This is a genomic window from Ensifer sp. ZNC0028, assembly GCF_000799055.1.
Classification (GTDB): domain Bacteria; phylum Pseudomonadota; class Alphaproteobacteria; order Rhizobiales; family Rhizobiaceae; genus Ensifer.
Map to the genome: position 1 here is coordinate 11,989 of NZ_JTLA01000103.1, position 18,504 is coordinate 30,492.

The following is an 18,504-nucleotide window of genomic DNA, read 5'->3' on the forward strand; positions in this document are numbered from 1 at the left end:
CGCCGGCCGGCGACGGTTGGGGGAACGCTTTTCATGGTGGACGCAATGGCCTTGCCGCTGGGCACAGATGAGGGACTGGCGGCGCAGGATCGCCGTGGGTCCTTTGCCCTGCCGGGCCTGATGTTGGCAACCGGCGCGCTGATCTGCGCGACCGTCTCCCTGCTCGTGCTTCTCGGTCTGACGCCCATCAAGCTCGAACGAAATGTCGTCATCGCCTGCGCGGCGATCAACAGCCTCTTCGTCGTCGGCCTCATCTATCTGATTGCCCGTGAAATCCTGCGTCTCCTGCGCGCCCGCCACAAGGGGCGCGCGGCTGCACGCCTGCACGTGCGCATCGTCGCGCTGTTTTCGATCGTCGCGATCACGCCGGCGGTGCTCGTCGCGATCTTTGCCAGCATCACGCTCGATGTCGGCCTCGACCGCTGGTTCTCGCTCCGAACCCAGGCGATCGTCCGCTCCTCGATCAACGTCGCGCAGGCCTATGTGCTCGAAAATGCGAGCTATCTGCAGGGCCAGACCGTGTCGATGGCCAACGACCTCGAACGCAATCGCCAGCTCTACAGCCTCGACCGTACGGGCTTTGCCGAGCTGATGACCCGACAGGCGCGGGGACGCGGCATGCTGGGCGCCTTTCTTGTGCGCGCCGACGGCAGCCCCATCGTGCAGGCCAGCATCTCGACCGACCGCCCGCTACCGGCCATCCCCCCGGATGCATTGAAGAGCTCCGTCTCCGGCCAGCCGACCCTGATCCCGCCGGGCATCACCAACCTTGTCGGTGCGGTCATCCCGCTTGACGACATTCCCGGCACCTTCCTCTACACGGTTCGCAACGTCGACCCGGAGGTGATGCGCTCGCTCCGGCTGATGGAGGAGAACACCGCCGAGTACAAGATGCTCGAAGCCGGGCGGACCTTCACCCAGATCGCCTTCGGCGTACTCTATATCGGCTTTGCCCTCATCGTTTTGCTGGCCGCGATCTGGACCGCGATCGCGGTCGCCGACCGGATTGTCCGGCCCATCCGCCAGCTCATCGGTGCCGCCGACAGCGTTGCCTCCGGTAATCTCGACGTCGTCGTGCCGGTGCGCGCCGTCGATGGCGACGTCGGTAATCTGTCGCGAACCTTCAACAAGATGGTTTCGGAGATCCGCAGCCAGCAGGAGCAGATCCTGGAGGCCAAGGACGAAGTCGACCACCGCCGCCGCTTCATCGAGGCGGTTCTTTCGGGCGTGACTGCGGCTGTCATCGGTGTCGGCCGTGATCGCCAGATCACCATCGCCAATCCGTCGTCCGAGGATTTCCTGAAGAAGGCGGCGCCGGATCTTCTCGGTGCTGACCTGCGGGAGGTTGCGCCGGAGATTGAGGAGGTCCTGGTCGAGGCCGAAGGGCGCCACCGCAACGATTACCGCAAGCAGATCAACGTCATGCGCGGCGGAACCGAGCGCACGCTGAACGTTCAGGTGACGCGGGAAGAGGGCGGCGAGGCGAACGAATCCTACGTCATCACCATCGACGACATCACCGATCTCGTCATCGCCCAGCGATCGACCGCCTGGGCGGACGTGGCGCGCCGCATCGCGCACGAGATCAAGAACCCGCTGACGCCGATCCAGCTTTCGGCCGAGCGCCTGAAGCGGCGCTACGGCAAGCAGATCAATCAGGACGACAAGGCGGTCTTCGATCAGTGCACCGATACGATCGTGCGCCAGGTGGAAGACATCGGCCGCATGGTGGACGAATTCTCGGCCTTCGCGCGCATGCCGAAGCCGACAAAGGAACGGGCGGATCTTCGCGCGATCCTGAAGGATGCAGTGTTCCTGCGCGAAATGGGCAACAACCACATCAACTTCGTGCGCGACTTTGGCGAGGAGCCGCTTGAGGGCCTGTTCGACGAGCGCATGCTCGGCCAGGCCTTCGGCAACATCGTCAAGAACGCCGTCGAATCGATCGAGGCGGTGCCGTCGGACGCGGTCCGCGGGCAGCCTGTTATCGTGGCGCGTGCGCGAAGCGATGCGGCGACAGGCCGGTTCGTCGTCGATATCATCGACAACGGCAAGGGCCTGCCCACGGAAAACCGGCACCGTATTCTGGAGCCATACATGACGATGCGCGAGAAGGGCACGGGCCTGGGTCTCGCCATCGTCAAGAAGATCATCGAGGACCATGGCGGACAATTGGAATTGCACGACGCGCCTGCCGAATACGACGGCGGTGTCGGGGCGATGATCCGCGTGATCCTGCCGCCTGCCGGAGAAACCGGCGGCGAAGACAGTTTGAAGGATAAGGGTGCGAGCGATGGCCGCTGATATTCTGGTTGTGGACGATGAGGAAGATATCCGCGAGATCGTGTCGGGTATCCTGTCCGACGAGGGGCACGAAACGCGCACCGCCTTCGACAGCGACAGCGCGCTGGCGGCGATCAGCGATCGTGTGCCGCGGCTCGTCTTCCTCGACATCTGGATGCAGGGAAGCCGCCTCGACGGCCTGGCTCTGCTCGACGAGATCAAGGGACGCCACCCGGATCTGCCGGTCGTCATGATTTCCGGCCACGGCAACATCGAAACCGCCGTCAACGCCATCAAGCGTGGCGCCTATGATTTCATCGAGAAGCCGTTCAAGGCGGACCGCCTGATCCTGATCGCCGAGCGGGCTCTGGAGAACTCCAAGCTCAAGCGCGAAGTCTCGGAACTGAAGAAGAAGTCCGGCGACCCGGTCGAACTGATCGGCACGTCCGTTGCCGTCTCCCAGCTTCGCCAGACGGTCGAAAAGGTTGCGCCGACCAACAGCCGTATCATGATCCAGGGTCCTTCGGGTTCCGGCAAGGAACTGGTCGCGCGCATGATCCACCGCAAGTCGACGCGGTCCGCTGGGCCGTTCGTGGCGCTGAACGCAGCGGCGATCACGCCGGACCGGATGGAAATCGCGCTGTTCGGGACCGAAGGCACGCCGGGCCAGCCGCGCCGCACGGGCGCGCTTGAGGAAGCCCATGGCGGCATTCTCTATCTCGACGAGATCGGCGAGATGCCGCGCGAGACGCAGAACAAGATCCTGCGTGTGCTCGTCGACCAGCAGTTCGAGCGTGTCGGCGGCACCAAGCGCGTGAAGGTTGACGTCCGCATCATCTCGTCGACCGCCTACAACCTCGAAAACATGATCTCCGAGGGCCTGTTCCGCGAAGACCTCTTCCACCGGCTGGCGGTCATTCCGGTTCGCGTGCCGGCGTTGGCCGAGCGGCGCGAGGATATTCCGTTCCTCGTCGACATGTTCATGCGCCAGGTCAGCGAGCAAGCTGGTATCCGTCCGCGCAAGATCGGCGACGATGCGCTGGCCGTGCTTCAGGCGCATGACTGGCCGGGCAACATCCGTCAGCTTCGCAACAACATCGAGCGGCTGATGATCCTTGCGCGCAGCGACGGTCCGGATACGCCGATCTCGGCCGATATGCTGCCGACGGAAGTGGGCGACACGCTGCCGAAGATCTCGGCGCAGGGCGACCAGCACATCATGACGCTGCCGTTGCGCGAGGCTCGCGAAATGTTCGAACGTGATTATCTGATCGCGCAGATCAACCGATTCGGCGGCAATATTTCGCGCACGGCGGAATTTGTCGGCATGGAGCGGTCGGCACTGCATCGGAAGCTGAAGTCGCTGGGTGTGTGAACCGGAATTCCCGGCCAACCCGCCCGCGCTCGCATGTGAAAGAACGACATGAAGGTAGTCATTTGTGGCGCGGGGCAGGTCGGCTACGGCATTGCCGAGCGGCTGGCGCAGGAAGACAACGACGTTTCGGTGATCGATACGTCGGCAGCGCTGATCGCCAACATCACCGAGAGCCTCGACGTGCGCGGCTATGTCGGCCACGGTGCGCACCCGGACGTTCTGGCCAAGGCGGGTGCAGACCAGGCCGACATGCTGATTGCGGTGACGCTGTCCGACGAAGTCAACATCGTTGCCTGTGAAGTCGCGCACGCGATCTTCAACGTGCCGACGAAAGTCGCGCGCATTCGGGCACAGAGCTATCTGGCGCCCGAATACGCGAACCTGTTTTCGCGCGAGAACGTGCCGATCGACGTCACCATCTCGCCCGAAGTCGAAGTCGGGCGGCTGGTGCTGCGGCGCATTTCCTTTCCCGGCGCGATCGACGTCGTGCGTTTCGCCGACGACCGCATCGCCATGGTCGCCTTCGAATGCCTGGAGGATTGCCCCGTCGTCGGCACGCCGCTTCAGCAGTTGAGCGAACTGTTTCCCGATCTGCTTGCGACGGTCACCGGTATTTTCCGCAACGGCAAGGTGATCGTGCCGCATTCCGACGACCAGTTGCAGGCGGGCGATATCGCCTATGTCGTCTGCGATCGCGATCATGCGCGGCGCACGCTGGCGCTGTTCGGGCATGAAGAGCAGGAGGCGCGGCGCATCATCATTTTCGGCGGCGGCAATGTCGGATATTTCGTTGCCAAGGCGATCGAGGACCACCAGTCGCGCACGCGGGTGAAGCTGATCGAGAGCGACCGTGACCGCGCCGTGATGATGGCCGACAAGCTGAGCAGCACGGTCGTGCTCAACGGCTCGGCCATGGACCAGCGGATCCTCGCGCAGGCCGATGTCCAGGATGCCGATCTCGTGGTGGCGCTGACCAACAACGACCAGATCAACATCCTCGGCAGCATGATGGCGAAGCACCTGGGTGCAAAGTCCACGCTCGTCCTCATCAACGAGCCGTCCTACCAGGATTTTGCCGCGACCGCCGGCGTCGACGCCTATGTGAACCCGCGCGCGGTGACCATTTCGCGCGTGCTGCAGCATGTCCGCAAGGGCCGCATCCGCTCGGTCTATGCGGTGCAGAAGGGCATGGCCGAGGTGATCGAGGCCGAGGCTCTCGAAACGTCGCCGCTCGTCGGCAAGGCCTTGCGCGATCTCGAACTGCCCGACGGTATCCGCATCGGCGCGCTCTATCGCGACAAGACGTTCATCCGTCCTGACGGTGCCACCCGGATCAAGGCGAAGGATCGCGTCGTGCTCTTCGCCACCGCCGATGCGGTGCGCCACGTCGAGCAGCTGTTCCGCGTCAGCATCCAGTATTTCTAAAGGCGAGACGATGTCCCGAATTGCCTATGTCAACGGCGCCTACGTGCCGCACGCAGACGCCGGCGTCCATGTCGAGGACCGCGGCTACCAGTTTGCCGACGGCGTCTACGAGGTCTGCGAGGTACGACACGGCTATATCGTCGATCTCACCCGTCATCTCGACCGCCTTGGCCGGTCGCTCAGCGAGCTGCGCATCGATTGGCCGATGAACAGGGCGGCGCTCGTCCACGTGATCCGCGAAGTCGTCCGGCGCAACCGGGTAAGGAACGGCCTGTTCTACATACAGGTCACGCGCGGCGTGGCGCGTCGCGACCACGTCTTTCCGGCGGCGGAAACCCGCCCGTCCATCGTCGTGACGGCGAAACGCACCGATGCCGCGGCCATTGCCAGGAAGGCGACCCACGGAATTGCGGCGATCACGGTGCCGGAAAACCGCTGGGACCGGGTGGACATCAAGTCGGTCGGGCTTCTGCCCAACGTGCTGGCGCGCCAGAAGGCCAGGGAAGAAGGCGCGCAGGAGGCGATCTTCGTCGATGCCGACGGCACGGTGAAGGAGGGGGCGGCGACCAATGTCTGGATCGTCGATCGTGACGGAAACTTGCGCACGCGGCCGGCGGAACACGGCATCCTCAAGGGAATCACCCGCACCACCTTGATGGATGTGGCGGTGCCGCTCGGGCTCAAAATCGAGGAGAGGGCGTTCTCGGTGGATGAGATGCTCGCGGCGCGCGAAGTCTTCATCACGGCCGCCACCAGCATCTGTTTTCCGGTCATTTCCGTCGACGGCAAGCCGATCGGCAATGGTCATCCGGGAAGCATAGCACAGAATATTCGCGAAGCCTTTTTCGGCGTTGCGGAAAAGACATTGATTTGATACCAACTCTGAAGAGGTGTCGGGGAAGGTACTTGTGGCGCCTCTGATTGCTGAATTTGACAAAAATGCACCGGCGCGAAACGCCGGCAAATAAGAAAGAAGCGGCGCGATGGCGGAACGTTCTCAAAACTTGCAGGATCTCTTTCTCAACACGGTCCGCAAGCAAAAGATTTCATTGACAATTTTTCTCATCAACGGCGTCAAGCTTACCGGCGTTGTGACCTCGTTCGACAACTTCTGCGTCCTGCTGCGTCGCGATGGCCACTCGCAATTGGTCTACAAGCACGCGATCTCGACCATCATGCCCGGCCAGCCGCTGCAGATGTTCGAGAACGAAGAAGCCGCATCCTGACGGGACGTTAGGCACATTACCAAACGTGATTCAAAGTTGTCGTCGATCATTCCGGAGCTCGAGAAGCTCCGCGACGATATGCGCGCGGTCGTCATCGTTCCGGTCTTGAAAAAGACCGGACGGCAGTCCGCAGATATCCTCTCGACCACCACGACGCGCTCGGACGAAAGTCGCCTCGAAGAGGCGACCGGTCTGGCCATGGCGATCGACCTTGAGGTCGTGCATGGCGCCATCGTTCCGGTGGCGCAGCCGAAGCCTGGCACCTTGCTTGGTACCGGCAAGATCGAAGAGATCGGCCATATCCTCGTCGAGCTCGACGCTGGCCTTGTCATCGTCGACCATCCGTTGACGCCGGTGCAACAGCGCAATCTCGAGAAGGAATGGAACGCCAAGGTCATCGACCGTACCGGCCTCATTCTCGAAATCTTCGGCCGCCGCGCCTCCACCAAGGAAGGCACGCTGCAGGTCGACCTCGCGCACCTCAATTATCAAAAGGGCCGCCTGGTCCGAAGCTGGACCCACCTTGAGCGCCAGCGCGGCGGTGGCGGCTTCATGGGCGGTCCGGGTGAAACCCAGATCGAAGCGGACCGGCGCTTGCTGCAGGATCGCATCGTCAAGCTTGAGCGCGAGCTGGAGCAGGTGCGCCGCACACGGCAGCTGCATCGCTCCAAGCGCAAGAAGGTGCCGCACCCGATCGTCGCTCTCGTCGGCTACACCAATGCCGGCAAATCGACGCTGTTCAACCGCATGACCGGGGCAGGCGTTCTGGCCGAGGACATGCTGTTTGCGACGCTCGACCCGACTCTTCGGCGGCTGAAGCTGCCGCATGGCCGCATGGTCATCCTCTCCGACACTGTCGGCTTCATTTCCGACCTGCCGACCCATCTCGTCGCCGCGTTTCGCGCGACGCTCGAAGAGGTGCTGGAGGCGGATCTCATCCTGCATGTCCGCGATCTCTCGGACCCGGACAACCAGGCGCAAGCAAGCGACGTTCTCAGAATCCTTTCCGATCTCGGCATCGACGAGAAGGAAGCCTCCGAGCGCCTGATCGAGGTCTGGAACAAGATCGATCGGCTCGACGACGAATCGCGCGAGGCACTGCGCGGCAAGGCGGCGACGTCCAACAACACGGTGGCCGTTTCCGCGATCACCGGCGACGGCGTCGACGAACTGCTCGCCGAAATCGGCCGTCGTCTTTCCGGTGTTCTGACGGAATGCACTGTCGTTCTCGGCATCGATCAGCTGCAGCTTCTGCCCTGGGTCTACCAGCACGCGATCGTCGATGGTCGTGAAGACCTGGAAGATGGCCGGGTAAGCCTTGATCTCAGGCTGACCGAGAACGAGGCCTCCGAGCTGGAGCGTCGCCTCGGAAACGGACCGAAGCCGGTCGCGGAAGACTGGTAAGCCATAGCTTTCCCGGGGTCGGCGACTGTCGGTCTCGGTTTTGGCTAACGGGACGCGTGGCGGGCGCGCGTCCCGCTCGTTCTAACCCAGCTGCCGCTCGATTGCCTTGGCTGCCTGCCAGAGTTCTTCCATCCGCTCCAGCGTTGCCTCATCCAGCGTCTCGCCGGCAGCACCGAGCTCACGCTCGATATGGGCGAAGCGGCGGCGGAACTTGGTGTTGGTGCCGCGAAGCGCCATCTCCGGATCGGTGCCGACATGGCGGCCGATATTGACGACGGCGAAGATCAGGTCGCCCAGTTCGTCACTGACCTTGGCGCGGTCTCTTTCGCGCAGCGCCTGGCGCAACTCGCCGATTTCCTCCTCGATTTTGTCAAGGATCGGTTCCGGCTCGGACCAGTCGAAGCCGACCTTTGCAGCGCGCTCCTGCAGCTTCAGGGCTTCTACGAGCGCCGGAAATGAGCGCTGCACCGAGCCCAGATGGTTTGCGGCTGCGTCCGGTGCGAGGCCGCGCTTGGCGCGCCTTTCCTGGCGCTCGGCCTTCTCGGCCTGCTTGATTTCATCCCATTGCAGCTTCACCGCCTCGGGCGTATCGGCGTCGGAGCGGGCAAAGACATGCGGATGGCGGCGGATCATCTTGGCGGTGACCGCTTCGACGACGTCGCCAAAGGCGAAGTCGCCGGCTTCCTCCGCCATGCGGGCATGGAAGACCACCTGCAGCAGCAGGTCGCCGAGCTCGTCGCAGAGGTCATGCATATCGCCGCGCTCGATGGCGTCGGCGACCTCGTAGGCCTCTTCGATCGTATAGGGCTTGATGGTCTCGAAGGTCTGGACGATGTCCCAGGGGCAGCCGGTCTCGGGCTGGCGGAGCGCCGCCATGATGTCGAGCAGGCCCTTTATGTCGCGTGAAGGTTCCATGGATCTCAGTTCAGCGGAATGGCGTTGTCGTCCTTGCCCGACTGGTAGCTGTCGGAAAGGCTCTGGTATCGGGCGCGGATGCGGGCATCCTGGGCGGCGAGCCGATCGCGGGTTTCAGCGTCGGCATCGCCCGAAAGGGCAGCGATCGAGGCGGAATGCCAGAAGGCGTTGTCCTGAGCGTAACCACCTGGTTCCAGCCGGAAGACTTCCTTCAGGATCTTCAGGTCGTGCGGGATCGCAAAGGCGTCGCGCGAATCCTCGTGGCTGAAGAAATAGTAGAAATTGTCGAAGCCGGCCCAGGTAATCGCTGAAAGGCACATGGAGCAGGGCTCGTGCGTCGACAGGAAGATGAGATCACGCGTATCCGGCTTTTCCGCCATCTCGTAGAAGCGCTTCAACGTATGGACTTCGCCATGCCAAAGCGGATTTTCCGTCTCGTTGTTGGTTTCGGCCAGCACCAGAGACAGATCGGACTTGCGCAGGATCGCCGCGCCGAAGACCTTGTTGCCGGCGGCGACACCCTTTTCGGTGAGCGGCAGGATATCCTCTTCGATGACGGTCAAAAGCCGTTCGGCGAGTTCTGGTTTTGTCATGTCACAGGTCTCCGGCAGGTCGTTGACCGCATTTAACGGACGTTGCCCATGCGGCGCAATGGCCGCGCCAAGGTCGGCGATTGAACAGGCTCGGAGATATTTGCTCAAAATGGTGCAGCGCCGAGCAAAACAATACGTGCCTGGAAAGGCATTGAAATTTCTGTTCCTTCAATTGTCGTGCGCCATAAGGGATATTCGCCGCAGCCTGTAGAAGGAACGACCGTCTAACCATGCCGCAGCAGCTCGCCGTTTTCCCCGCATTCTTTCGCGTCGCGCAAAAGCGCGTGGCGGTTTTCGGCAATGGCGACGAAGCCTTTGCCAAGGTGCGGCTGCTGCTGAACACGGAAGCGTCGATCGTGGTCTTCGCCGACGCGCCGGAAGCGGAGTTCGCGCAATACCTTCGTGAACGCGCCATCGAACATATCGCCGCCGCCTTCGTTCCCGAGCAGTTGGACGGCGCCATCCTCGTTTTTGCCGCGACCGGCAATGCCGCCGATGACCAGCGCATCGTCATCGCAGCGCGCGAACGCAAGATCCCGGCCAATGCCGTTGACCAACCCGATTTCTGCGATTTCTTCACGCCGGCGCTCGTCAATCGTGCTCCGGTTGCCGTTGCCATCGGTACCGAAGGGGCGGGGCCGGTTCTGGCGCAGATGATCCGCGCCCAGATTGATCAGCTGCTTTCCCCCTCGCTCGGCGTCGTCGCGTCGCTTGCCGCAAGCTATCGCGAGACGGTCGATCGCCTGGTGCCGCGTGGCGTTGCCCGCCGCCTGTTCTGGCGCCGGTTTTTCCAGGGCCCGGTCGCCGACAAGATCGCCGGCGGCGATCTGGCTGCCGCCCGCCGTGAGGCGTCGCGTCTTCTCGATGCGCCTGAGAAGGCGAAAGGCCACGTCTGGCTCGTCGGCGCCGGTCCGGGCGCTGAAGACCTGCTGACGCTCCGCGCCCAGCGCGTGATGATGGAAGCCGACGCGATCGTTTACGATGCCCTGGTGCCGCAGGCGATCGTCGACATGGGCCGTCGCGATGCCGAGCGACTGTCCGTCGGCAAGCGCAAGGGCTGCCACTCCAAGTCCCAAGACGAGATCAACCAGCTGCTGGTGACGCTGGCTGCCGAAGGCAAGCGCGTCGTCCGGCTGAAGTCCGGCGATCCGCTGGTTTACGGCCGCGCCGGCGAAGAGATGGCGGCATTGCGCGAAGCCGGCATCAGCTACGAGATCGTTCCGGGTATCACCTCGGCCTTCGCCGCGGCTGCCGATTTCGAATTGCCGCTGACGCTGCGCGGTGTTGCCTCCTCGCTGGTCTTCACGACCGGCCATGACCTGACTGGCGAAGTCCTGCCCGATTGGGCGCGGCTTGCGGTCTCCGGAGCGACGATCGCCGTGTACATGGGCCGTACCGTCGCCGCGTCGGTCGCCGGTCGTCTGATGCAGGCAGGCCTTCCGCCGGAAACGACGGTTGCCGTCATCGAGAACGCCAGCCGCGCCGATCGCCGTCTGCTGCACGGCACGCTGAAGGACCTTCCGGATCTTGAAAACCGCAGCGAGCTTGCGGGTCCGGTCATGGTCATCATCGGCGATGCGGTCGCCGGCGCCAACTTCGAGCGGTCCGAACCGCTGGTCGCAGGCAAGGTGCGCGGCGAGACGAAAAACGTTGAAGCCGCCTTCGGGCGCGACGAACAGATTTTGAACTGAGGAAGAGGTCATGGTGAGCAAGGTTTTGACGGCAAATCGACTTTCTGACGGCATCTCCGTCTGGCTGGATGCCGCGGGCAACTGGGTCGAGCAGCTTCAGGATGCCTTCATCGCCCGCCATGCCGAGGCCGTCACGGCGCTCGAAGCCACCGGCAAGCAGGCGTTCGACGACAACAAGGTCGTTGATGCGAACGTCGTCGATGTCGAAGAGATCAACGGCGTGCTTCGTCCGCTGCGCATGCGCGAGCGCATCCGCGCCGAGGGCCCGTCGATCCCGTATGCTGCCGGCTACAATGGCCTTTCCGGCCCGAAACACGCTGCCTGAGGAACCGATACCCGATGTACCGCTACGATGAATTCGACCACGCCTTCGTTTCCTCCCGCGTCGAACAGTTCCGCGATCAGGTCGAGCGCCGCCTGAGCGGTGAGCTCGCCGAGGACGCCTTCAAGCCGTTGCGGCTGATGAACGGTGTCTACCTGCAGCTTCACGCCTACATGCTGCGCGTCGCGATTCCCTATGGCACGCTGTCGAGCCGCCAGATGCGTATGCTCGCCCATATCGCGCGCAAGTATGACCGCGGCTACGGGCACTTCACCACGCGCCAGAACATCCAGTACAACTGGCCGCGCCTTTCCGATACGCCGGATATCCTTCAGGAACTCGCAAGCGTCGAGATGCACGCGCTGCAGACCTCGGGCAACTGCATTCGCAACGTCACCGCCGATCACTTCGCCGGCGCGGCCGCCGATGAGGTCGCAGACCCAAGGCCTTACGCCGAGATCTTGAGACAGTGGTCGAGCGTGCATCCGGAATTCTCGTTCCTGCCGCGCAAGTTCAAGATCGCCGTCACGGGCGCCGAGCGCGACCGCGCTGCGATCCAGGTTCACGACATCGGCCTGCACCTGAAGAAGGACGAGAACGGCCGCATCGGCTTTGCCGTCTATGTCGGCGGTGGCCAGGGCCGCACGCCGATGATCGCCAAGAAGATCCGCGACTTCCTGCCGGAAGAGGATCTGCTCTCCTACACGACAGCGATCATGCGCGTGTACAACCTGCACGGCCGTCGCGACAACAAGTACAAGGCCCGCATCAAGATCCTCGTGCATGAAACTGGCGCCGAAGAACTGTCGCGTCAGGTCGAGGTCGAATTCGCGGCGCTGAAGGACACTGAGCTGAAGCTGCCGGAGACGGATATCCAGTCGATCTCCACCTACTTCGCGCCGCCGGCTCTCGAAAACCGCGCCGAAGGCTGGGAAAGCCTCGCACGCTGGAAGAAGACCGATCCGGAATTTTCCCGCTGGGTGCAGCAGAACGTGCAGCCGCACAAGCACCCGGACTACGGCATGGTGACGATCTCGCTGAAGCCGATCGGCGGCATTCCGGGCGATGCCAGTGACGCGCAGATGGATGCCGTTGCCGATATCGCCGAGGAATATGCCTTCGACGAAATCCGCGTCAGCCACGAGCAGAACCTGATCCTGCCGCATGTGGCGCTGGCCGATCTCGAGCCGGTCTACCGCGCGCTGGTCGCATCCGGTCTTGCCACCGCCAATGCCGGCCTCATTACGGATATCATTGCCTGTCCTGGGCTGGACTACTGCGCGCTTGCCAATGCGCGCTCCATCCCGGTCGCGCAGGAGATTTCCACCCGCTTCGGCGCGCCCGAGCGTCAGGCCGAGATCGGCGAGCTGAAGATCAAGATCTCCGGCTGCATCAATGCCTGCGGTCATCACCATGTCGGCCATATCGGCCTGCTTGGCGTTGAAAAGAAGGGTGCGGAACTCTATCAGATCACGCTTGGCGGCTCCGGCGACGAGAACACCTCGATCGGCGAGATCATCGGCCGCGGCTTCGAGCCCGAAAAGGTGACGGACGCCGTGGAGACGATCGTCGACACCTATCTGGGACTGCGCCGCGACAGGGACGAGACCTTCCTCGAAGCCTATCGCCGCGTTGGTCCGCAACCCTTCAAGGATGCGCTCTACGGCAGCGCGCAGGAAGCTGCCTGAGGCTCCGAGGAACAGACATGACGAAAATCTGGAAGGAAACCGGTTTCGTGGGCGATGATCCCTGGATCATCGAGACGGAGGAAACCAAGGCAGGCTCGAACGAGAAGGCGATCGTCGGTCTCGACGCCTTCCTCGCCAAGGTCGCAGACAGCGACGAAACCGGTCTCGGTGTGGTCATCGCGCCCGCCGACGACGTGACGAAGCTTGCACCACACCTCGATCGCCTGGCGTTGGTGGCGGTCGCGTTCCCGGCGTTCAATGATGGCCGCGCCTTCAGCCATGCGTCGCTGCTGCGCGCGCGTCTCGGCTTTAGCGGCGAGGTGAGGGCGGTCGGCGACGTGCTGATCGACCAGATCCCGCTGATGCTGCGTTGTGGCGTCGAAAGCTTCGCTGTCAGCAATGCTACGGCTCTGAAGCGCTTGTCCGAAGGACGCCTGCCGGGCATTGCCGTGCACTACCAGCCGACCGCCAAACCCTCCGCCGACGCTAAATCCTATAGCTGGCGGCGGGTATCATAGGGTAGGGTTGGCCGCGACAGTGTGAAGCACGCCGAAATTCCCAAAAACGACTATATTTGGAAGAGATTTCCTTTCAACAAGGCGTAGCTTGGAATATCGGCTTATTGTTGATAGACAGGGTCATCATTTACAGGACTTGTAGCTAAGATGAATGCTCCGGCAAAAACGGAAGATTTCGCGATCCAGGCACCGGCGGGCGTCTACGTCGAGACGGTGACCAGCGTTGAACACTACACGGATCGGCTCTTCCGCTTCCGCATGACCCGCCCTGCCGAATTCCGCTTCCGCTCGGGCGAATTCGCGATGATCGGCCTGATGGTCGGCGACAAGCCGGTCTATCGCGCCTATTCGATCGCCAGCCCCGCCTGGGACGAAGAACTCGAATTCTTCTCGATCAAGGTGCCGGACGGCCCGCTGACCTCGCACCTGCAGGGGATCAAGCCGGGCGACAAGGTGCTGATGCGCAAGAAGCCGACTGGTACGCTGGTGCTTGATGCGCTGGTTCCCGGCCGCCGTCTCTACATGTTCTCGACCGGCACCGGCATTGCACCCTTCGCAAGCCTGATCCGTGATCCCGAGACCTATGAGAAGTTCGAGGAAGTCATCCTCACCCATACCTGCCGCGACGTCGCCGAGTTGAAATACGGCTTCGATCTGGTCGAGGAAATCCGCAACCACGAATTCCTGAACGAGATCGTCGGCGACAAGCTGCGCCACTATGCGACCGTGACCCGCGAGGAGTTCCCGTTCAAGGGCCGCATCACCGACCTGATGGTCAACGGCAAGTTCTTCTCCGACCTCGGCCTGCCGCCGCTCGATCCGGCTGTCGATCGCGGCATGATCTGCGGCTCGACCGCGATGCTGAAGGACACGAAGGAAATCCTCGAGGCCGCAGGTCTCACGGAAGGTGCCAACAACAAGCCGGCCGAATTCGTGATCGAACGCGCCTTCGTCGGCTGACCCTTTTTTGTGCAATTTATCGTTCGAGGGGCGCGCCAAGGGTGCGCCCCTCGTCGTTTGAGGCGAAATGCCATCGAGCTATGCGTCGGCGGTAGTTCCGCCTTTCCCATTCTGCGTACCGCCCTGCGGTCCCAACGGCTATCGTGCTCCTGCAAATCTTCATAGCGTGCGCACGCAGACATGCGAAAATAGGCGCACGACGAACCAAGCCCGCGCCGTCCTGATATGAGCCTCGTGGGCCATTTCTGGGAGTGCCCGATGAGCCATGTTCCACCAACCGACCTGGAAGCCAGGATCCGCTGCAAACCGCTGCGTGATCGCATCGCCACGCCGGAAGAAGCGGCCGCGCTGATCAAGGACGGCATGACCATCGGCATGAGCGGCTTCACCAAGGCCGGCGACGCGAAGGCCGTGCCGCTTGCCATGGCCGAGCGGGCCGCACGGGAGAAGTTTCGCATCACGCTGATGACCGGCGCCTCGCTCGGTCATGACATCGACAAGACGCTGACGGAGGCGGGAGTTCTTGCCCGGCGTCTGCCGTTCCAGTCGGATCCAGTTCTGCGCGCTGCGATCAACCGCGGCGAGGTGATGTTCATCGACCAGCATCTGTCGGAGACCGTGGAGCAGTTGCGCTCCGGCCAGATCAGCCCGATCGACTATGCGGTGGTCGAGGCGGTGGCGATCACCGACGACGGCGGCATCGTTCCGTCGACCTCGGTCGGCAATTCCGCAAGCTTCGCGATCCTGGCGAAGAAAGTGATCGTTGAGCTCAACCTGAGCCATAGTCCCGAACTCGAAGGCCTGCACGATATCTTCATTCCGGCGAAGCGCCCGAGCCGCACGCCGATCCCGGTCGTCGCCTGCGACAGCCGCGCCGGTTCGCCCTACATCCCCGTCGATCCCGAGAAGATCGTTGCCATCGTCGTCACCGAGAAGGAGGACAGCGCCGCGCGGATTTCGCCGCCGGATGCCGAGACGACGGCGATCGCCGGCCATCTGATCGGCTTCCTGGAGGAGGAGGTGCGCAAGGGGCGGCTCGACATGACGCTCAATCCGCTGCAGGCCGGCATCGGCGTCATCGCCAATTCGGTGCTGAGCGGCCTCGTCGACAGCCCGTTCCATGACCTGCGCATGTATAGCGAGGTGCTGCAGGACAGCACCTTCGAGCTTTTCGAAGCGGGCAAGCTGAGCTTTGCCTCGGCCTCGTCGATGACGCTCTCCAGCGCCTGGGCCGATCGGGTGTTCCGCAACATCGGCGCCTACAAGGACAAATTGGTGCTCCGCCCGCAGGAGGTGAGCAACCACCCGGAGATTATCCGTCGCCTGGGCGTCATCGGCATCAACACGGCGCTCGAATTCGATATCTACGGCAACGTCAACTCGACCCATGTCGGCGGCACCGACATGATGAACGGTATTGGCGGCTCCGGCGATTTCGCCCGCAACGCCTTCCTGTCGATCTTCGTCGCCAAGTCGGTTGCCAAGGGCGGGGCGATTTCATCTGTCGTGCCGATGGTCTCTCATGTCGACCACACGGAGCACGACGTCGATATTCTGGTGACCGAACATGGCCTTGCGGATCTGCGCGGCCTGGCCCCGCGCGAGCGCGCACCGGTCATCATCGAGAACTGCTGCCACCCGGCCTATCGGGCGCTCTTGTCGGATTATTTCGGCCGTGCCGTTTCTACCCGTGGCGGACAAACGCCGCACATTCTGGAAGAGTCTTTCGACTGGCATGTACGTCGGCTGAAGACCGGCAGCATGATGCCGGTGGCCTGACGCGTTTTGACGAAACCAATGCGCAAGCAATCGCTTGCCGTGGTTTCTTTTGGTGGAATGCTTGTTCAGGCGTCTGACAGGTAGCTCATCAGTTCAGCCATCGCGGCCGACGCACTTTCCGCGTCGGCCCGCTCGATCGCATCGATCACCGTGACGTGACGGCGGACCGAGCCGGCCATCTTTTCAGGCGAGGACGAAGCAAACCAGATGCGGCGGGCATGTGTCTGCAGCGGCGCAAGCGCTGCAGTCAGGAACCGGTTCGGGCAGGCTTCTTCCATCAGTTCGTCGAACACTTTGTCGGCGACGAGAAAGCCCTCCATATCGCCTGCCTCGAGGCAGGCGGCCATCTCCGCACCGCAGGCTTTCATCGCGCTTCTGTCTTCGGCGCTTGCGTGTGCTGCGACCAGAGCGGCCGCAAGCGGCTCCAGCTTCTGGCGCGTCTGCATGACATGCACCTGGTCGTCCGGCCGGATCGTGGTGATTTGCAAGCCGACGCGGGGACGGATATCCATGAGACCCTGCCAGGCCAGCTTCTGGATCGCCTCGCGAACCGGTGTTCGCCCAAGTCCGGCAAGTTCGATCAGCTGTCTCTCGGTGACCAGGGCGCCGGGCTCGAGCTTCAACGTGACGATCAGGCGTTCGAGCGCGAGGTAGGCGAGGTGAGCCTGGGATTGCGGTGACATGCCGTTCCTTTGGTTCTGATATATCAGTAGCTTGCACGATTTCCTGCAGCCAGGCAAGCGCGCAGATTGTCCTAATTTACGCCGGTCACGAGCCGTGGTTTTCCGGGGTGCGCAATAAAATAAGCGAATGCTTAAAAAATACGAATTTCAAAGGCATGAATAAACGAACCTCATAGAACGTTTCCAATCGGAATCGTGTTGACGAACCGAAATGTGCTTGCCACTCTCCCAACAAGGCCCGCACACGAAAGAGGTGTGAGGGCCGTTGCGGCAAGAACCTGGTTGCATGTTTCCTTGGTCGTTGGCGATCGAAGCCAACAGGAACAAGGTTGGGCAACAACCGTCAGCCATCGGCGTTGAGGGGCGCAAGATGCAAGTGGGCGCGTTTCTGGTCTGGTCCTTGATGGCATTTGCGGCGCTGCTGGCCGTACCCGCAGTCAGTCACACCAATGCATTGACGACGTTTTCGTTGATGGCCTCCTCTGCCGCCTTCGTCGGCATGGCGGTCGCCCAGTTCATGGCCGCGCGCCCGCCGTTCGTCGAAGCGCTCTTTGGTGGCCTCGACCGCGTCTATCATTTTCACCGCAGGATCGGCATTTCGGTGCTCTGCCTCATCCTCGTGCACTATTTCCTGAAACCCGACTTCAAGGGCTTGGCGCTGACGAGCGGGCTGAACCAGCTTGCCGCATCCGCCGGAGAATACGCGTTCTACGGTTTCGTCGTTCTGCTCGTTCTCAGCATCGTCAAGATCATCCCGCGGACGAAGATCGAGATTCCGTACCATCTCTGGCGCTACACGCACCGCTTCATCGGCCTGCTCTTCGTGATGGTCGCTTTCCACCAGATGTTCATCAAGCGTCCCTATGACGGCACCGCGCTTCTGGCTGTTTATCTCAACATGTTCGCAGCACTTGGCATCCTCAGCTACGCCTATACCCAGTTGCTGCCGTGGCTGCGAACCCGTGGCTACGAAGTCTTCGATGTCGCCCGCGAGGACGGGGCGACGGTGATTGCGGCGCGGCCGCTGCGGCGTGCCCTGCGCGCCAAGCCCGGGCAATTCGGTTTTCTGCGGGTGCTGAAGCCGGGGCTGCGTGAGCCGCATCCGTTCACGATTGCCGGTATCGAACCTGACGGCATCGTGCGCTTCGCGATCAAGCCGCTTGGCGATTATACCCAGGCCCTGCGCGACGGCATCGCTGTCGGTGACCGGCTGAAGCTCGAGGGTGGCTATGGCCGCTTCAACCACCGCCGTGGCGGCAAGAAGCAGATCTGGCTCGCCGGCGGCATCGGCGTCACGCCGTTCCTGGCGATGGCGCGGCATCTCACGGGCGACGAGGGGCAGGACATCCACATGGTCTATTGCGTGCGCGACCGGCGCGAGGCGATCGGACTTGAAACCTTCGAAGGGCAGGCCGGAAAGCTCGGCAACTTCACGTTTGTCCTGCACGACAGCTCCGTGGACGGGCGTCTGGACGCGGCCAAGCTTGCGAGCAGCAGCGCGATCGATCCGGCGGACGCCGATCTCTGGTTTTGCGGTCCGCCACCTCTCAGGGAGGCGATCGTCAAGGGCCTGAAAGATCTCGGCAAGCGGCCGAAGCGGGTTGAATTCGAGCAGTTTCAGTTTCGATAGTGCCGCAGATTT

General features: G+C 62.6%; 16 protein-coding genes. 13 read left to right on the plus strand and 3 right to left on the minus strand.

Annotated features, from left to right (window positions below; all coding sequences use genetic code 11):
- The first annotated feature begins 33 nt into the window (after window positions 1-33).
- From L981_RS23800 to hflX, 6 genes are all read left to right on the plus strand, one after another.
- Window positions 34-2,304: a PAS domain-containing sensor histidine kinase gene (locus L981_RS23800; protein WP_043622065.1), complete on the plus strand. Its 2,271-nt coding sequence runs from the start codon at window positions 34-36 to the stop codon at window positions 2,302-2,304.
- Window positions 2,294-3,658: a two-component system response regulator NtrX gene (gene ntrX, locus L981_RS23805; protein ID WP_043622069.1), complete on the plus strand. Its 1,365-nt coding sequence runs from the start codon at window positions 2,294-2,296 to the stop codon at window positions 3,656-3,658. Before L981_RS23800 ends, ntrX begins: the two co-directional genes overlap by 11 nt.
- 48 nt (window positions 3,659-3,706) lie before the next feature.
- Window positions 3,707-5,083, plus strand: coding sequence for a Trk system potassium transporter TrkA (gene trkA / locus L981_RS23810; RefSeq protein WP_043622072.1), 1,377 nt, complete (start codon window positions 3,707-3,709; stop codon window positions 5,081-5,083).
- Between the two features lie 10 nt (window positions 5,084-5,093).
- Complete coding sequence (locus tag L981_RS23815; protein WP_043622075.1) at window positions 5,094-5,957, plus strand: D-amino-acid transaminase; 864 nt, start codon at window positions 5,094-5,096, stop codon at window positions 5,955-5,957.
- 109 nt (window positions 5,958-6,066) lie between these two features.
- Window positions 6,067-6,309 carry an RNA chaperone Hfq gene (gene hfq / locus L981_RS23820; RefSeq protein ID WP_003535434.1) on the plus strand — a complete coding sequence of 81 codons (243 nt, stop codon included), beginning with the start codon at window positions 6,067-6,069 and terminating at the stop codon, window positions 6,307-6,309.
- Window positions 6,310-6,387: 78 nt separating this feature from the next.
- Window positions 6,388-7,713: a GTPase HflX gene (gene hflX, locus L981_RS23825; protein ID WP_043622194.1), complete on the plus strand. Its 1,326-nt coding sequence runs from the start codon at window positions 6,388-6,390 to the stop codon at window positions 7,711-7,713.
- 81 nt (window positions 7,714-7,794) lie between these two features.
- Here the strand turns inward: hflX and mazG are convergent, their stop codons facing one another.
- Together mazG and L981_RS23835 are read right to left on the minus strand one after the other, a co-directional pair.
- Window positions 7,795-8,628 carry a nucleoside triphosphate pyrophosphohydrolase gene (gene mazG / locus L981_RS23830; RefSeq protein WP_043622086.1) on the minus strand — a complete coding sequence of 278 codons (834 nt, stop codon included), beginning with the start codon at window positions 8,626-8,628 and terminating at the stop codon, window positions 7,795-7,797.
- A gap of 5 nt (window positions 8,629-8,633) precedes the next feature.
- Window positions 8,634-9,221, minus strand: a complete 588-nt coding sequence (locus L981_RS23835) for a deaminase (RefSeq protein ID WP_043622088.1) — start codon at window positions 9,219-9,221, stop codon at window positions 8,634-8,636.
- Window positions 9,222-9,451: 230 nt separating this feature from the next.
- Between L981_RS23835 and cysG the strand changes: the two genes are divergently transcribed.
- The 6 genes from cysG (at window position 9,452) to L981_RS23865 (ending at window position 16,179) form a co-directional block, all read left to right on the plus strand.
- Window positions 9,452-10,912, plus strand: a complete 1,461-nt coding sequence (gene cysG, locus L981_RS23840) for a siroheme synthase CysG (RefSeq protein ID WP_043622090.1) — start codon at window positions 9,452-9,454, stop codon at window positions 10,910-10,912.
- A gap of 10 nt (window positions 10,913-10,922) precedes the next feature.
- Complete coding sequence (locus L981_RS23845; RefSeq protein WP_043622092.1) at window positions 10,923-11,237, plus strand: DUF2849 domain-containing protein; 315 nt, start codon at window positions 10,923-10,925, stop codon at window positions 11,235-11,237.
- Window positions 11,238-11,251: 14 nt separating this feature from the next.
- Window positions 11,252-12,922, plus strand: coding sequence for a nitrite/sulfite reductase (locus tag L981_RS23850; protein WP_043622095.1), 1,671 nt, complete (start codon window positions 11,252-11,254; stop codon window positions 12,920-12,922).
- Between the two features lie 17 nt (window positions 12,923-12,939).
- Window positions 12,940-13,440 carry a DUF934 domain-containing protein gene (locus tag L981_RS23855; RefSeq protein WP_043622098.1) on the plus strand — a complete coding sequence of 167 codons (501 nt, stop codon included), beginning with the start codon at window positions 12,940-12,942 and terminating at the stop codon, window positions 13,438-13,440.
- A 147-nt stretch (window positions 13,441-13,587) separates the two neighbouring features.
- Complete coding sequence (locus tag L981_RS23860) at window positions 13,588-14,400, plus strand: ferredoxin--NADP reductase (protein ID WP_043622101.1); 813 nt, start codon at window positions 13,588-13,590, stop codon at window positions 14,398-14,400.
- Between the two features lie 258 nt (window positions 14,401-14,658).
- Complete coding sequence (locus L981_RS23865) at window positions 14,659-16,179, plus strand: acetyl-CoA hydrolase/transferase family protein (protein ID WP_043622104.1); 1,521 nt, start codon at window positions 14,659-14,661, stop codon at window positions 16,177-16,179.
- Window positions 16,180-16,244: 65 nt separating this feature from the next.
- On the opposite strand, the gene L981_RS23870 is transcribed toward L981_RS23865, so the two are convergent.
- Window positions 16,245-16,862, minus strand: a complete 618-nt coding sequence (locus tag L981_RS23870; protein WP_043622107.1) for a GntR family transcriptional regulator — start codon at window positions 16,860-16,862, stop codon at window positions 16,245-16,247.
- Window positions 16,863-17,232: 370 nt separating this feature from the next.
- Between L981_RS23870 and L981_RS23875 the strand changes: the two genes are divergently transcribed.
- On the plus strand, window positions 17,233-18,492 hold the full coding sequence (locus L981_RS23875; protein ID WP_043622197.1) for a ferric reductase-like transmembrane domain-containing protein: 1,260 nt from the start codon (window positions 17,233-17,235) through the stop codon (window positions 18,490-18,492).
- Window positions 18,493-18,504 lie beyond the last annotated feature (12 nt).